Annotated in this window: 12 protein-coding genes; 11 read left to right on the plus strand and 1 reads right to left on the minus strand. The window is 52.7% G+C overall.

The features are described from left to right. The first annotated feature begins 1 nt into the window (after window position 1). Entirely contained in the window at window positions 2-868 is an 867-nt protein-coding gene (locus F3J37_RS22835; protein ID WP_166936026.1) for a PfkB family carbohydrate kinase, read from the plus strand. A gap of 35 nt (window positions 869-903) precedes the next feature. Here the strand turns inward: F3J37_RS22835 and F3J37_RS22840 are convergent, their stop codons facing one another. Beyond that, on the minus strand, window positions 904-1,854 hold the full coding sequence (locus F3J37_RS22840) for an ABC transporter substrate-binding protein (protein WP_166936028.1): 951 nt from the start codon (window positions 1,852-1,854) through the stop codon (window positions 904-906). 352 nt (window positions 1,855-2,206) lie between these two features. Here F3J37_RS22840 and F3J37_RS22845 point away from each other — a divergent pair, with 352 nt between their 5' ends. From F3J37_RS22845 to treY, 10 genes are all read left to right on the plus strand, one after another. Then, on the plus strand, window positions 2,207-3,232 hold the full coding sequence (locus tag F3J37_RS22845) for a LacI family DNA-binding transcriptional regulator (RefSeq protein WP_166936029.1): 1,026 nt from the start codon (window positions 2,207-2,209) through the stop codon (window positions 3,230-3,232). Between the two features lie 359 nt (window positions 3,233-3,591). Beyond that, window positions 3,592-4,338, plus strand: a complete 747-nt coding sequence (locus tag F3J37_RS22850; RefSeq protein ID WP_166936095.1) for an ATP-binding cassette domain-containing protein — start codon at window positions 3,592-3,594, stop codon at window positions 4,336-4,338. Window positions 4,339-4,356: 18 nt separating this feature from the next. Beyond that, window positions 4,357-5,358, plus strand: coding sequence for an ABC transporter permease (locus tag F3J37_RS22855; protein ID WP_160866831.1), 1,002 nt, complete (start codon window positions 4,357-4,359; stop codon window positions 5,356-5,358). Window positions 5,359-5,361: 3 nt separating this feature from the next. Continuing rightward, a complete protein-coding gene (locus tag F3J37_RS22860; protein WP_166936031.1) occupies window positions 5,362-6,441 on the plus strand; it encodes a phosphotriesterase family protein in 1,080 nt (359 codons plus the stop codon). Window positions 6,442-6,454: 13 nt separating this feature from the next. Beyond that, window positions 6,455-7,210 (plus strand): glutamine amidotransferase, encoded by a 756-nt coding sequence (locus tag F3J37_RS22865; RefSeq protein WP_160866833.1) that lies wholly within the window; start codon window positions 6,455-6,457, stop codon window positions 7,208-7,210. 1 nt (window position 7,211) lies between these two features. Further along, window positions 7,212-8,324, plus strand: a complete 1,113-nt coding sequence (locus F3J37_RS22870; RefSeq protein WP_166936033.1) for a M20 family metallopeptidase — start codon at window positions 7,212-7,214, stop codon at window positions 8,322-8,324. Window positions 8,325-8,447: 123 nt separating this feature from the next. Further along, window positions 8,448-8,690, plus strand: a complete 243-nt coding sequence (locus F3J37_RS22875; RefSeq protein ID WP_166936034.1) for a hypothetical protein — start codon at window positions 8,448-8,450, stop codon at window positions 8,688-8,690. A 334-nt stretch (window positions 8,691-9,024) separates the two neighbouring features. Beyond that, window positions 9,025-10,464 (plus strand): glycine betaine/L-proline transporter ProP, encoded by a 1,440-nt coding sequence (gene proP, locus F3J37_RS22880; protein WP_166936035.1) that lies wholly within the window; start codon window positions 9,025-9,027, stop codon window positions 10,462-10,464. A 243-nt stretch (window positions 10,465-10,707) separates the two neighbouring features. Beyond that, complete coding sequence (gene treZ / locus F3J37_RS22885; RefSeq protein WP_166936037.1) at window positions 10,708-12,492, plus strand: malto-oligosyltrehalose trehalohydrolase; 1,785 nt, start codon at window positions 10,708-10,710, stop codon at window positions 12,490-12,492. After that, window positions 12,489-14,984, plus strand: a complete 2,496-nt coding sequence (treY, locus tag F3J37_RS22890; RefSeq protein ID WP_166936039.1) for a malto-oligosyltrehalose synthase — start codon at window positions 12,489-12,491, stop codon at window positions 14,982-14,984. Before treZ ends, treY begins: the two co-directional genes overlap by 4 nt. The last annotated feature ends 33 nt before the right edge of the window (window positions 14,985-15,017 follow it).

Genomic DNA, 15,017 nt, shown 5'->3' on the forward strand with positions numbered 1-15,017 from the left:
TATGCGTGTCTATGTTGCAGGTAATATTGTGGTTGATGAAACCTGGTCCATTCATGAATTGCCACAAAAAGGCGTATCCATTCATGGCGTAAAATCATCGCAAGATATCGGCGGAAAAGGCGCTAATCAGGCGATTGTCATTTCCCGCTGCGGTATCGATACACAATTAATAGCCGCCACCGGTAACGATATTAACGGCCAGTGGATTCGCGATTGCATGCAAAGCGAAAAATTAACGTTAAATCCTCAAAATAGTATTTCTGAACATAGTGACACCTCAATCATTTTTACCAGTCACGACGGCGACAATGCGATTATTACCACCATGGCAGCAGCCGAAGCGCTAACGCTGGATATTATCCTGGCGCATTTAGCGGATGCCTCAGCTGGCGATATTCTGTTACAGCAAGGTAATTTCTCCGTTGATAAGACACGCGCCCTGTTTAGCTGGGCAAAAAATCATGGGCTCATCACCGTATTTAATCCTTCCCCCGCCAACCCGGACTTTGCCGATTTGTGGCCGCTGGTCGATATTGCCGTGGTCAATCAACATGAAGCCGAACTGCTGCAACCTGTTGGTATTCCCACTTTGGTTATTACTCAGGGCGCCGCAGGTGCTGAACTGATCACCGATGCCCAACACCATTTTTGCCCGGCAACACCGATTCAGGTCGTAGATAGCACCGGAGCAGGCGATACGTTCCTGGCGGTGCTACTTGCTTCGGCCTTACTGCGCGGTGTCGCGCCCGATGCCCTCGCGCTGCAGCATGCCAGCGCGGCGGCCGCCATTACCGTGAGCCGTACCGGAACACTGAAAGCCTTTCCAACTGAGTGTGAACTCAGAGCACTGCTGGCCGTGGGCCTTTAACGGTGGCCTTCCGGCCACCTCTCGCAACGACGCACTTATTTAAACAGCGGACGATAAGTATCCACGTTCGCTTTGGTTACCACGGTGGCAGGCACCAGAATCGTTTTATTGACAGCTTTTCCTTCATTGATGGCGTTAAGTGCTTTCAGCGCCTCTTCGCCCATCTTTTTCGGATCCTGTTGCAGCACCGCCGTCACATAGCCGCCGTCAATCCCGCTGATGGCTTTCGCGGTCAGATCCCAACCAAACACCTTGATATCTTTCTGGCGTCCCTGGTTTTCCACGGCCGCAATGGCACCAAGCAGTGCCGGTTCACCGGTGGCGTAAATCGCGGTGAGGTCTGGATTACCGGTGATCAGGTTTTCCGCCGCTGTCATCGCGTTATCCTGAATGTTCTGACCATCTACCACATCAGCAACAGTAATTTTGCTGTTACTTTTAATGGTGTCTTCAAACCCTTTCTGACGCTGGTTTTGAATCGCTGAGTTCAATGCACCAACAATGCCTAAGCGCGCCTTACCCCCCATCTCTTTTGCCACGTAATCGACAAAATATTTACCGAGGATTTTACCGCCTTCAAGGTTATCCACCCCAACCTGCGACGCTTGCGGGCCTGCTGGTAATACAGCATCAATCGCAATCACCGGGATTTTCGCTGCGGCTGCTTCTTTAATCGCCGGCATAATGCCGTTAACATCGATGGCATCGACTAAGATGCCTTTCACGCCTTGTTGAATATAGTTTTCAATGGCATCGTTTTGTGCCACAGGATTATCGTTCGCGTTATAAATCACCAGCTCTTTACCACTGGCTTTAGCCGCTTCCTGAGCCCCCTGATTCATCAGATTAAAAAACAGAGCCTGCTGGTTAATTTGTACTAATGCATAAGTGGGCGCGGCATGGGCTAATGTAAAAAGCGAACCTGATGAAAGTAATGCTGTGGCCAGAACCATTGAACGCAGTTTTCCGGTGAAAGATGACATCATGTTTTCCTCGTCGGGAATAAATAATAATCAGCGTTTCACAGCGCTTTCACGCTGAGAGGTTATGTTGGCTGGCAAATATCGATGAAATAAAACAGAACACAGGCCTGACGCTGTGTTTTTGATGCCACCCGGTTCAACTATTTCGGTATCCCATCCGCTGGGAGTACGGGGTGAAATAGTGTGAATCAGGTTGGGAAGTTATTCCCGGTACTGCGGTAAACGGTTTATACAATTCTCCCAGTCGATTTTTTTGTCAAGTGTTATTTATCCATCCACGCAAAAAGGAAAGCACTGTATCAGTCACGCTTAACTGTGTTACAGATAAGCCACCTGGGGATTGAGAGCGGAATTCATGAGTACAAAACGCGTATTGTTATCGGATGTCGCGAAACTGGCGGGACTGTCAAAAGCCACGGTATCCCGCTACATGAACCACAGTATTGTGCTGCCTCAGGAGACCATTGATCGCATCGAAAGCGCGATTCACACCCTTGATTATCGTGGCAATAGCCTGGCACGTCGTCTGAGTAAAGGTGGGAGTGAAACCCTGGGATTGGTATTGCCGGATATCACCAACCCATTCTTTGCAGAACTGGCTGATGCGGCTGAAGAGGCAGCATCGGCGCGAGGCTATAGTCTGGTGCTTTGTATCACGCGTAATAATCCGGAAAAGGAGGCGCAGTTTATCCGCTGGCTGGATACGCGTCAGGTTGATGGCCTGCTGTTCACCACTAACCGTCCCGATAACGGCGTACTACGGCAGGAAATTCAGCGCCAGCGTCATGTGGTGTTACTGGATGAAGATATTCCCGGCAGTACGGTGCCCAAAGTGTTTGCCGACAATGTGCAAGGTGGGCGTATGGCAACGGAACAATTGATTGCTGCCGGACACACCCAGATCGCTTTCATCGGCGGGCCAGAACAACTGATGAGCGTACGCGAGCGCTATCAGGGTTTTTGCACCGCGATGCAACAGGCCGGGTTAGCCATTCCTCCCGAATGGGTGATGTATGGCAACTATGCGCGCGAATTTGGCCAGCAGGCGCTCAAACGACTTTTCAGCTGTGCACAACGCCCCACTGCCGTGTTTGCCGCCAGTGATTATCTGGTGCTGGGATTGCTAGATGGTCTTCGCGCCAGCGGCTTGCAGGCTCCCGCTGCCCTCTCGCTGGTGGGCTTTGACGATGCCAATTACACCGACCTGACACATCCACGGATCTCCACAATCCGCCAACCTGCTCGCAAATTGGGACATACGGCGGTGAGTATTATGCTGCGCCTGCTCAATGATGAAACCGGCATCCCGAACGAAACCCGTTTGCCCGTGGAATGGATTGGGCGTGATTCTATTGGATTTGTTAACGGCGTCCCAAAATGATGCAAAAGCGCACAATAATGGCGCAAAAAGTGAGCTGATTTTTTTAATCGCGTTATAGTGAGTAAACCGGTTTACTTGATATTCACGAAACTCGTGATGATTTACAACAAGTTAGCCGAAAGTGAAGTGCCTGCAACGCAGGCTGGCATGGATGCTGCAATGTCACCACTGGCGAGTAAATATCATTGTAGCGTTTGCCCTGTTGGTTTAAACAAAAGTCTTATCTGGCGGGTAAACCGGTTTACTAGATTGTAGATCGTGCCGGATATGCACTTTTCCCGACAGGGCAAACATTTCCCACAAGTGTTGATGGGAGTTGTCCAATGCAGCAATTACAAGCTCTTCCGGCCCGGGTTGAAATGGTCAATATCACCAAAACCTACGGTTCGATTCGCTCTTTGCGCGGGGTAAATCTTCAGCTTGCGCCAGGGGAAGTACTCGGTTTGGTTGGCGATAACGGTGCCGGCAAATCGACGCTCACCAAAGTGTTGTCCGGTGCCGTAATCCCCACCAGCGGCACCATTCGCATCGACGGTGAACAACAACACTTCAGTAACCCTGCCGATTCACGCCGCTGTCATATTGAGATGGTCTATCAGGATCTATCCCTGTGCGACACGGTTGATGTGGCGGGGAATTTATTCATGGGCCGCGAGCCGATGAAATCCGTGCTCGGTATTCCCTTTCTCGATCAAACCAAAATGCATGCAGAAGCACGCGAAATGCTGAAAGGCCTTGGGATTTCCATTCCCGATACGCGCCTGCTGGTACGCAATCTTTCAGGTGGGCAGCGGCAGGCTATTGCTATTGCCCGCGCGGCGGCGTTCGAACCCAAAGTGCTGATCATGGATGAACCTACCGCCGCTCTCGCTGTAGCTGAAGTGGAGGCGGTGCTGGAACTGATACGTCGTGTTTCAGCGCGCGGGGTGAGCGTGATCCTGATTACCCACCGTTTACAGGATCTGTTCCTGGTGTGTGACCGCATCATGGTGATGTACGAAGGCACCAACGTGGCCGATCGCCGCGTGGCGGATACCAGCCTCAGCGACATCGTTAACCTGATCGTGGGTGAAAAATTCACTGCTCATTCAGCAGCAGCACATTGAGGAAACAGGATGAGTATCATGAATCTAAGCAGTTCACGCATGATCCAACACTCGCTGCCCCGCCGCCTGTTGCATAACCACTCAGGCGTGGTGAGCATTGCGCTGTTTTTTATCTTTTGCTGCGTGGTGTTTTCGCTGATCACCAGTAACTTTCTCACCAGCACTAACTGGCTAAATATCATTCGGCAAAGCGCCCCGCTGCTGATTGTCGCGACGGCAATGACGTTGGTGATCACCACTGGCGGTATTGATTTGTCTGTAGGGTCGACACTGGCGCTGGTCGGTGCGCTTTCTGCCATTGCACTCAACAATTGGGGACTACCGTGGCCTGTGGTGTTGATCGGTGGACTACTATTGGGCGGTTTGGTCGGAGCCATCAACGGCTTCTTTATCGCGTTTGAAGGGATACCCGCTTTTATTGTCACACTAGCCACGCTGGCCGTGGTGCGCGGTATTGCGCTGCTGGTTACCCAGGGCTATTCGATTCCGGTTCCCGCCGACAGCCTATTCACCTTTATGGGCCGCGCTTGGGTGCTGGGCATTCCCATGCCTGCGCTAATCGGCATTGTGATTCTGCTGGCCGGGCACGTCTTGCTGAATCACATGCGTTTTGGTCGCTATGTTACGGCCATCGGAGCCAACGCAGAAGGCGCGCGCCGTAGCGGCATTAATACCAAAGCGGTAACCATGAAGGTGTATATCCTCAGCGGCATGGCGGCCGCGCTGGCAGGCATGATTATCACGGCGCGTCTCGGCAGCGGATCGTCCAATCAGGGTGAAGGATTTGAACTGCAGGTGATTGCGGCGGTAGTCCTTGGCAGCACCAGTTTATTTGGCGGATTTGGCACTATCATTGGCACGCTGTTGGGCGCATTGTCGATTGCCATTATCCAGAATGGACTGATCTTGTCGCATATCTCGCCGTTTTATACGCAGATCGCGACCGGCACAATCATCTTACTGGCGATTTGGCTCAATACTCGCATCCTCAACCCTGCTCGCTCACCCGCAAAAGGATAATCAATGAAAGGATCAATTTTCCGTCATGCGGACCCTCTTCCTGTGGGCGTACGTAGCGGTCAGGTGATGACGGTACTCGGCCCAATGCCGGTGGCTAAGATGGGCGTCACCTTAATGCATGAGCACATATTGCTGGATGCTTCTGGCAAATGGGTGCCTCCCTGCTGTTGCAGCGATCGTCACATTGCCGAAATGCCAGTGAAGATGGAGAACCTCGGTGAACTGTCGATGAATCCGTTGATGAGCCGCGATAATTGCCAGTTGTTCGATACTGACACCGCCATCGAAGAATTAATGAAGTACCGCGCACTGGGCGGTGAAACGGTGGTGGATCCTACCAATATCGGTATTGGACGCGATCCCAAAGGATTACAGCGAATTGCGCGCTTAACGGGTTTAAACATCGTGATGGGCACTGGACTTTATCTGGAGCCTTCACATCCCGAATGGGTCAAAAGCATCAGCGTTGAGCAGCTGACTGACAAGCTCATCTATGACCTCGGTGGAGCAGATGAAAAACCTGACGTCATTGCCGGTTTGATCGGCGAAATCGGTATTTCCAGTCGCTTCACCCCCGATGAAGAGAAGTCACTGCGTGCTGCCGGTCGCGCCAGCGCAGCAACCGGCGTCCCCATCCAGGTGCACTTACCTGGCTGGGAGCGGCTCGGTCATAAGGTGCTGGATATTCTTGAGCAGGAAGGGGCTGATTTGCGTCATACCGTGCTGTGCCATATGAACCCCAGCTTTGCGGACAAACCCTACCAGCGAGAACTGGCTAAACGCGGCGTTTTTCTGGAGTACGACATGATTGGCATGAGTTATTACTACGCCGACGAATCTGCCCAATCGCCATCCGATGAAGAGAACGCACGCGCCATCTGCGAACTGATAGAGGACGGCTATATCCAGCAGATTTTGATGTCGCAGGATGTGTTCCTGAAAACCATGCTGACGCGTTACGGTGGCCACGGTTATGGCTACATTCTCAAACATTTCGTCCCGCGCCTGAAACGTCATGGCGTTAGCGGTGAACAACTTGAAACCTTAATGATTGGTAATCCGCAGCGAGTATTTGGCGGATAAACGGAGACGCGTTATGCAGAAGAACGTTTTGCTGGTTGGAGAATCCTGGACCAGTACCTCGACCCATGTGAAAGGCTTTGATCAGTTCGCCACCGCCACCTGGCATAGCGGCGCCGTCGATTTTATGGCGGCATTACAAGATAGCGATTATGCCATTACACATATGCCTGCCCACGCGGCGGCCACTGAGTTTCCTCTGGAGCTTGAAGCCTTACAGCAGTGGGATGCGATCATCCTCTCTGATATTGGCGCCAATACTTTGCTTTTGCATCCGGATACGTGGCTGAAAAGCCGTCGTACGCCCAATCGTCTTAAGCTAATCCACGATTATGTAGCAGCAGGTGGGGCTCTGATGATGATTGGCGGCTATTACAGTTTCCAGGGCATCAATGGCGGTGCTCGTTACCGTAATACGCTGGTGGAAAAAGTGTTGCCGGTGCGCTGCCTCGCCTGGGATGACCGTATAGAGACGCCGGAGGGCAGCTACGCCGAGGTGACAACGTCACACAAAGTGCTGGCAGATATTCCAGGCGATTGGCCCTGGTTGCTGGGATATAACGAGGTCGAGATGCAGCCTGAAGGCACACTGATCGCCACCGTTGCGGGTACGGCTCATCCTTTGCTGGCAGTACGAGAGTATCAAAATGGCCGTTCTCTGGTTTGGACCAGCGATATGTCCGCCCATTGGTTACCAGAAGCGTTTTCTCAATGGAAAGGGTATCGCCAACTGTGGCTGAACTGCCTCGATTGGCTGACGGAGCGCCCTTGACATGCCACCAAAGTCACTTGAACTCGCCCAGCAACTGCTGGGCTTTAACACCATCAATCCGCCTGGCAATGAAGCCGACTGCATGCATTTCCTGGCAGACTGGCTCGCGGAGCAAGGTTTTGACATCGCGCTCACGCAATTTGGTTCGGATCGGGTCAACCTGATTGCCAGTATAGCGGGAACCTCCGCAGGAAAACCGCTCGCGTTTACCGGTCATCTCGACACCGTCCCGCTGGGCAATCAGCCATGGCAATTCGACCCTTTTGGTCGCGATATCGACGGCGATCGCCTGTACGGCCGTGGCGCGAGCGATATGAAAGCAGCGGTAGCCGCTTTCGCCATTGCCTGCGTGCAGCAAAAAGCGGCGATTCAAGCGGGCCGCGGCGTGGTGTTGATGATTACGGGTGGGGAAGAAACCGGCTGTGATGGTGCGCGGGCATTGATTGAAGCGGGCAACTTGCCTGAAATCGGCGCATTGATTGTTGGGGAACCCACGGCTAACTATCCGGTCATTGGCCATAAAGGTGCACTGTGGTTGCGCTGTGAAACCCACGGTAAAACGGCACACGGCGCAATGCCAGAACTGGGTATCAATGCCATTTATCTGGCCGCAGATGCGCTGGGGAAAATTCGTCACTTTTCTCCCGGCGCACCGCATCCATTAATGAAGCAGCCCACGTTGAATGTTGGGCGTATTGAGGGCGGACTCAATATCAATTCTGTTCCGGACCGCACCGCTTTTGATGTCGACATTCGCAGTGCACCGAATTTGCAACACGCTACAGTCCGACAGCAGTTGGCTTCTCTCTTGGGTGAGGCTGTCACGATCACCACCCTTGTCGATCTGCCGGCAGTGTTGAGTTCTGAAGAAAACCAATGGGTACAATCCGTTTACCGCCATTGCCAACCGCTGTTTGATCGGCCACTTGATGCCAAAGTCGTGCCTTACTTTACGGATGCGTCGCTATTGCTGCCCGCACTCGGCAATCCGCCGTGTATGATTCTCGGTCCAGGTGAACCCACGATGGCACATCAAACCGATGAATATTGTTTGCTGAGTCGATTGGCTGAAGCTGAAAATCTTTATGAGAAGCTAATTAAAGATTGGATGTGATTAAACGCGATGAAAATGTTTCTGTAAAATGAGTGATGGCTTAGCCAGGCGGCGTGCACGGATACATTTTATGTCCATTCGGCACTATAATGGGGGCCACACAGGTTGAACCGGGAAAGTGCTATGCCAGAATTCATTTTTTATCGCAAAGAACAAATCGTGGCGACACTGGAACGCTCTGATGTTGAAAGCGCTGTCTTACTCATTTCACAAGGCTATAAAAAGTTAGATGAAGAGGTCGAAGCAGTGACGCCTGAAGCGGCGTTAAAGCGGTTAGCGGATGTCCAAAATCAAGACTATATTACTCATCATGCTTTCGTTACAGGGTCAGTATTTACCTCCATCGTGAATGCGCTGTTCAAATGATTTTCCTTCACCCGCCTTGTGCCGCTGAATCTTATGCGGCGTGAATGACTGCAGCATAATTAACTCACTAGCACAGTGTCACCGCATAATATAGCGCAGAATAAAACCCACCCCCTCCACCACGACACAATCAATTATTTCACCTTGAGAGCACTTTGACAGAATATACCTTCATCGCTACGCTTTAATGCAAGGATATATGTCACAAACTTGCACATCTTAAAGAGATTACCTAAGGTGTCCGCCTTTCAGCCTCTTATAGCTTTCATTTCCATAGGTGAATTGTTCGGCTGCGAAAGCTATAAGATCGCTCTAATTTTACTCATGGAGGTTTATGAGCACCGGAACGACTTCTAAACAATCTGACTTAACCGTTGATGATATTACGGTCATCGATAACAAATTATTAAAACGCGCTGTGAGTGCTGCTGCATTAGGCAACACCATGGAATGGTTTGATTTTGGCGTATATAGCTATCTTGCCGTGATTATTGGCCAGGTCTTTTTTCCTGGCGCCAGTAATACCGCGCAATTAATCGCCTCTTTCGGCACCTTTGCCGCCGCGTTTTTAGTTCGTCCAATCGGGGGAATGGTATTTGGGCCGTTAGGTGATCGCTTTGGGCGGCAGAAAGTGCTCGCTTTCACCATGATCATGATGTCGATCGGCACCTTCTGCATCGGCCTGATTCCCAGTTATGCCAGTATTGGCATTGCCGCCCCGATCCTGTTGCTGGTGGCCCGTCTGGTGCAGGGTTTCTCCACCGGCGGCGAATACGGTGGCGCAGCGACCTTTATCGCGGAATACTCCACCGATAAGCGCCGTGGCTTTATGGGGAGCTTCCTGGAATTCGGCACACTGGCGGGTTATCTGCTCGGTGCCAGTCTGGTCACCGGCATGATTGCACTATTACCGCATCAAGCCATGATGGATTGGGGCTGGCGTATTCCCTTTTTCCTGGCGGCACCTCTGGGATTATTTGGTCTCTATATTCGCCTGAAACTGGAAGAGACACCGGCATTTAAAGAGCACATGGATAAGCGCGAAGAGCTTGAGCACAATAAGCCTCAACTGACCTTGCTGCAGATGCTGCGTGTACAGAGTAAACCGCTGTTGAAATGTATTGGCCTGGTACTGTTATTTAACGTATCCAATTATATGTTGACTGCTTATATGCCCAGCTATTTGACCGGCGTATTGGGTATGAGTGAATTATCCGGGCTCATGTTAGTGATGGTCATTATGTTTATTATGATGCCATTGACGTTGATGTGGGGACATTTAACCGACCGTATGGGCCGTAAGCCGGTCATTGGCTTAGGGGCTCTGGGCTTAATATTGCTGGCTATTCCCAGCTATATGCTGATTGGTTCTGGCAATATGATGTTGGTATTTGCCGGTCTGGCGGTATTAGGTTTATTGCATACCTGCTTTAGCGGCACCATGCCCGCCACATTACCGGCCCTGTTTGTCACCGATATTCGCTACAGCGCATTAGCGATCGGCTTTAACCTCTCCGTGTCACTGTTCGGCGGCACTACGCCGTTAATCACTGCATGGCTGGTGGATACCACGCACAATGCGATGATGCCCGCTTATTACATGATGGGTGCCGGAATTATCGGTTTGATTACGGTGCTAACGTTGAGTGAAACCGCGCGTAAACCGCTGAAAGGCTCTTCACCTGCTGTCGCCACCAAAGCGGAGGCGCATAAGCTGATTGATAAATTACGTAAGCAGCGCGGCCGCAAGGTCCAGCAACACAAACCAGCATAATCTTCGGGGCGACCATCAGGTCGCCTTTCTTCTATTCACCTCCCTGATTAGCGAAGCGTAAGGCGTCGATAATTTCCTAAACCCATCTGTTCGCGCCAGAAAAGCGCAAAATATCGACTATGATCTGTTCTCAGTCTTGTCGTGTCGTCCCACTATAAATCGTACTCAGCCAGCATCTTTAAACGGAACGTAGACCGCTTGATGTCGTCCATTGCCCTTGCGAGGGTTAAACGAGGCAATTGAATGGAATTCAGATCATTTAAGAAATCCTGGGGAGCTGAGATTCAGGCGGATGGCAGCGTGCTATTCCGCTTGTGGGCACCGGGTCAGCAACAGATTACCTTGCGTCTCGCCGATGGCGATCACCTTATGTCAGCCTCGGACGATGGCTGGTATCAACGGCAACTGGGCGGCATACAACCTGGTGCGACTTACAACTTTGTACTGGCGGATGGCACGGTGGTGCCCGATCCCGCCGCTCGCGCGCAACAATCCTGGGTCAATGGCCCTTCCGTGGTCGTCGATCCTCGTCATTATGCATGGCAGCACACGGATTGGCATGGACACGCCTGGCAAGAAACCGTGGTGTACGAACTGCATATCGGTACCTTTACCTCCGAAGGCACTTTCCAGGCCGCGATTACCCGCTTGCCCTATTTAAAAGCACTTGGCATTACCATGATTGAGGTGTTGCCGGTGTCGCAGTTTGGGGGCAATCGCGGTTGGGGCTATGACGGCGTATTGCTGTACGCACCGCACTCCGCTTACGGCTCGCCGGATGATTTCAAAGCCTTTGTGGATGCTGCACATGGACACGGCCTGTCGGTGGTGCTCGATATTGTGCTCAATCACTTTGGCCCTGAAGGGAATTATCTGCCGCTGCTGGCCCCTGATTTCTTCCACAAAGAGCGCATGACACCCTGGGGCGCAGGCATCGCTTATGATGTTGATGCTGCACGTCGTTACATCGTTGAAGCGCCACTCTATTGGTTGCAGGAATATCACCTCGATGGCCTGCGCTTTGATGCCATCGATCAAATCGAAGATACCTCCAGCAAACATGCGTTGATTGAAATTGCTGAACGCATCCGCCGTGAGATCACGGATCGCCCTATCCATCTCACCACGGAAGATTCGCGCAATGTCACCTTCCTGCACCCACGCGACAAGCAGGGCCATGCACCGCTGTTCACCGGTGAATGGAATGACGATTTCCACAATGCCATTCATGTGTTTGCCACCGGTGAAACCCATGCCTACTACCAGGATTTCGCCGACGTACCTGAAAAGCTGATTGCACGCATTCTGACTGAAGGTTTTGCCTATCAGGGGGAAATCTCGCCGCAGAGTGGTCAACGGCGCGGCGTGCCCAGTGCGGCACAGCCTCCGATTGCCTTTGTTGATTTTATCCAGAACCACGATCAGGTCGGCAATCGTGCGCAGGGTGACCGCTTAATCACGCTGGCAGGCACCGACCGCACCAAAGTGCTGCTGGCCACGCTGTTACTGTCACCGCATATCCCGCTGCTGTTTATGGGCGAGGAGTATGGCGAAACCAACCCGTTCCTGTTCTTCACCGATTTTCATGGTGATTTGGCTAAAGCGGTACGTGAAGGACGCGCCCGCGAGTTTACCGGCCATGCGGGCCACGACGACAGTGTGCCCGATCCCAATGCGGAAGAGACGTTTAACCGCTCGAAACTCGACTGGAGCAAACTGGAGAGTGAGAAAGGCAAAGCCTGGCTGGCGTTCACTCAGCAATTGTTGGCCTTGCGTCAGCGCCACATTGTGCCGCTGCTCGCCACGGCGGGCGGTCACAGTGGCAAAGTACTGAAAACGGCCAAAGGTTTTATCGCGGTGAGTTGGCAGTTCCCGCAGGGCGAACTCTCATTGGCGCTGAATATCAGTAAGCAGGCGCAGCCCTTACCCACTATGGCAGGCAAAACCCTCTTTGCCTGGCCGCAGGAGAATGATGTGTTGCCGCAACATGCCATTGTGGTGCGTCTGGCACAGGGAGAAAAAGCATGACGATTCCTTCAGCGACCTACCGTATTCAGTTCCGCAACGGCATGACCTTTGACCGCGCCATCACCTTGTTACCTTATTTGCAGCGGCTAGGTATCAGCCATCTTTACGCCTCACCTATCTTCACTGCCACCACCGATTCCACGCACGGCTACGATGTCACTGATGCCAATGAAATCGATCCTGCGCTGGGCGGACGTGACGGTTTTAACCGACTGTCGACGGCATTACAGCAGACCGGCCTCGGTTTAATTCTGGATATCGTGCCAAACCATATGGCGGCATCACTGGAAAATGCCTGGTGGCGCGATGTGATTGAGCATGGCGAAAACAGTCAGTATGCGCGCTATTTCGATATCGATTGGTCGCGTCGCCTGACGTTGCCGTTCCTCGGCGAAGATTTTGAACGCGTGCTGCAAAACGACGAATTGAGCATTAAGCCCCATCCGCAAACCGGCCATCCGGCGCTGGCTTACTACGACAGCTTCTATCCGCTGACGCCTGCCAGTTGGCAAGGACGCGCCGATGAGGTGCTGGCCATCAACGATCGCGCAGCGATTGCCGAATTGCATCAACAGCAGCCCTGGCAGCTGATCAACTGGCGCGATGCACGAAAGGATCTCTCCTACCGGCGCTTCTTTGAAATCACCGGACTGGTCGGCGTTCGGGTCGAGGATGAAGCCGTGTTCAACGCCTCACACGCACTGATTCTGGAACTGGTTCACAGCGGTGCTGTGAGTGGTTTACGCGTTGATCACGTTGATGGTCTGGCCGATCCGCAGGGGTATCTACAGCGTCTGCGCAGAGCCGCAGGTGAGGATTGCTATATTACGGTAGAGAAGATTCTGGCGGATGAGGAGCAGATCCCGTCTGAATGGCCGATCTCCGGCACCACCGGCTATGAGTTTATCGCTGCACTTTCACATGCATTAATCGACGATACCCAAATTGATGCGTTGCATCTGGCCTATGAAGCCGTCACCGAAGAGCGGAATGATGTCAGTGCTGGTCTGCGCGCCGCCCGTGAATTGATGGTTGATCGCAATTTTGCCGGGGAATTTTCACGCCTGCTCGCGTTAGCGACAGTCGTGGCGCATTCAGAGCAGCGCAATTTTGGCGAAGCAGAGTTACATGTCGCCCTGCGCGAGATGCTGATCGCCTTCCCGGTTTACCGCACCTATGGTCGCCCGGCGGGCATGCCATTGGCGGGCGAAGCACTTCTGCAACAGGTATTGGAAGCGGTGAAGTTCAGTGCGTTTCCCGCTGCATTGAGTTTCCTGCAGGCCATTTTGCTGGGCGCGATATCGGAACAAAGTGAACAGGATGCCGCTGAATTCCGTACCCGCTTCCAGCAGCTCACCGGCCCGTTGATGGCAAAATCCGTCGAGGACACACTGTTCTTTCGTAATCACGCCATTCTTGCCATCAACGAAGTCGGCGCGGAACCGCTGCCGCACCCCTTCTCTGTGGAACACTTCCACCAGCAGATGCAAACCCGGTTACATCATCAACCCGACGCACTTTCGACGACGTCAACCCACGATACCAAACGTGGGGAAGATGCCCGTGCCCGACTCTATTCACTGAGCGAAGCACCCGCACTCTGGGCAGAGAACGTCACGCGCTGGCGGGAGCTGAATCAATCCAAAGTGCTCACCCTGAACGAAGGCCCGGCCCCCGAACCGGCGGTAGAATGGATGCTGTATCAGGCGCTGGCCGGTGCGTGGCCCACGACCTTACGACCAGATGACCACGACGGGTTGCGTACCCTTGAGGCACGTTTTTTACCGTTTGTGGAGAAAGCGCTGCGTGAAGCCAAGCTGCGCACTGACTGGGCGGATGGCGATGAAACTTACGAGCAGGCGGTGCTTGAATATGCAAAACATCTGCTATCTGCAGAAAATTCAGCTTTCCTGACGGACTTCGTCACAGCCATTCAACCTTTCGTTGATGCCGGCCTGGTTAATAGCCTGTCACAGACCGTGATTAAGCTCACCGCACCAGGCGTCCCGGATATTTATCAGGGCAGCGAAGCGCTGGATTTCAGCCTCGTCGATCCCGATAACCGCCGTGAGCCCGATTACGCCGTGCTGGAGGCGCAACTTGTTGATCGCAGCCGTCCTGATTTCACTCAGCCCTCTGACTGGCGCAGCGGCAAACTCAAACAGCAGGTCATCGCATGCTTATTACACCTGCGTCTGGATAAGCCGCAGCTATTCCGTTTCGGCGATTATCAACCGTTGTACGCCACAGGCGCGCATCCAGAGCACCTGATTGCCTATGCGCGACAGGACAGTGAAAACAGCCTCATCGTTGTGGCGCCTCGTTTAATGCTGGAGGGCACTTCCTGGGCTGAAACGTCCATTCCCTTACCTGAGTCACTGGCCCACCGGCACTATCGCAATCTGTTAAGTGGTGCAACCTTAGCGCTTAACGAACAACTTTCTTTAGATAACTTACCGCCTTACGCGCCACTGGTGCTGATTGCCAGTTAATAACAAGCCTGTATTTCTGTTCATTGGATGGAG

This window comes from Candidatus Pantoea communis (genome assembly GCF_011752685.1).
Lineage (GTDB): Bacteria > Pseudomonadota > Gammaproteobacteria > Enterobacterales > Enterobacteriaceae > Pantoea > Pantoea communis.

Excerpts from the sequence above, each read along its gene's own strand:
- F3J37_RS22850 (WP_166936095.1), top strand. The coding sequence starts at position 3,592 with ATGGTCAATATCACCAAAACCTACGGTTCGATTCGCTCTTTGCGCGGG.
- proP (WP_166936035.1), top strand. The coding sequence starts at position 9,025 with ATGAGCACCGGAACGACTTCTAAACAATCTGACTTAACCGTTGATGAT.
- F3J37_RS22870 (WP_166936033.1), top strand. The coding sequence starts at position 7,212 with ATGCCACCAAAGTCACTTGAACTCGCCCAGCAACTGCTGGGCTTTAAC.
- F3J37_RS22865 (WP_160866833.1), top strand. The coding sequence starts at position 6,455 with ATGCAGAAGAACGTTTTGCTGGTTGGAGAATCCTGGACCAGTACCTCG.
- F3J37_RS22840 (WP_166936028.1), bottom strand. The coding sequence starts at position 1,854 with ATGATGTCATCTTTCACCGGAAAACTGCGTTCAATGGTTCTGGCCACA.
- F3J37_RS22855 (WP_160866831.1), top strand. The coding sequence starts at position 4,357 with ATGAATCTAAGCAGTTCACGCATGATCCAACACTCGCTGCCCCGCCGC.
- treZ (WP_166936037.1), top strand. The coding sequence starts at position 10,708 with ATGGAATTCAGATCATTTAAGAAATCCTGGGGAGCTGAGATTCAGGCG.
- F3J37_RS22875 (WP_166936034.1), top strand. The coding sequence starts at position 8,448 with ATGCCAGAATTCATTTTTTATCGCAAAGAACAAATCGTGGCGACACTG.
- F3J37_RS22845 (WP_166936029.1), top strand. The coding sequence starts at position 2,207 with ATGAGTACAAAACGCGTATTGTTATCGGATGTCGCGAAACTGGCGGGA.
- treY (WP_166936039.1), top strand. The coding sequence starts at position 12,489 with ATGACGATTCCTTCAGCGACCTACCGTATTCAGTTCCGCAACGGCATG.
- F3J37_RS22860 (WP_166936031.1), top strand. The coding sequence starts at position 5,362 with ATGAAAGGATCAATTTTCCGTCATGCGGACCCTCTTCCTGTGGGCGTA.
- F3J37_RS22835 (WP_166936026.1), top strand. The coding sequence starts at position 2 with ATGCGTGTCTATGTTGCAGGTAATATTGTGGTTGATGAAACCTGGTCC.